The 602-nt window shown below is 69.9% G+C and carries 1 protein-coding gene; it reads right to left on the bottom strand.

The features are described from left to right. Positions 1–602: ABC transporter ATP-binding protein (locus tag AC1DWF_RS36360; protein WP_476843298.1), on the bottom strand; the 602-nt coding region annotated here is incomplete at both ends.

Raw genomic sequence — 602 nt, 5'->3', positions numbered from 1 at the left:
CGATGATGAAGGTGGTCCGCCCCGCCATCATCGCGCGCAGCGCCTTGGCGACCTTCGCCTCCGTCGCGGCGTCCAGGGCTGATGTCGCCTCGTCGAGGATCAGCACCGGCGGATCCTTCAGCAGCGCGCGGGCGATGGAGAGCCGCTGCCGCTGCCCGCCCGAGAGCGTCGTGCCGCGCTCGCCCACCATCGTGTCGTAGCCGTTGGGCTGGCGGATGATGAAGTCGTGCGCCTCGGCCATGCGGCAGGCGCGCTCGATCTCCTCCTGGGTCGCGTTCGCGCGGCCGACCAGCAGGTTGTCGCGGATCGAGCGGTTGAACAGCATGCTCTCCTGAAAGACCACGCCGATGTTGCGGCGCAGGCTCTCGAGCGTGATGTCCCGCAGGTCCGTCTCGTCCAGCGTGACGCGCCCCTCGATCGGGTCCCAGAGGCGCTGCAGCAACTGCATCGAGGTCGTCTTGCCTGCCCCCGTGGCGCCCACCAGCGCCAGCGTCTGGCCGGGATGGGCGACAAGCTCGATGCCGCCCAGGATCCGCCCGCTGTTCGGGTAGGAGAAGCCCACGCCCTCGAACCGCACCTCGCCCACCGCACGGCCGATATCC

It is taken from the genome of Aminobacter sp. P4_D5, assembly GCF_056401815.1.
The sequence above is the reverse complement of the archived record's forward strand: the minus strand, read 5'-3'. Positions and strand labels throughout refer to the sequence as shown.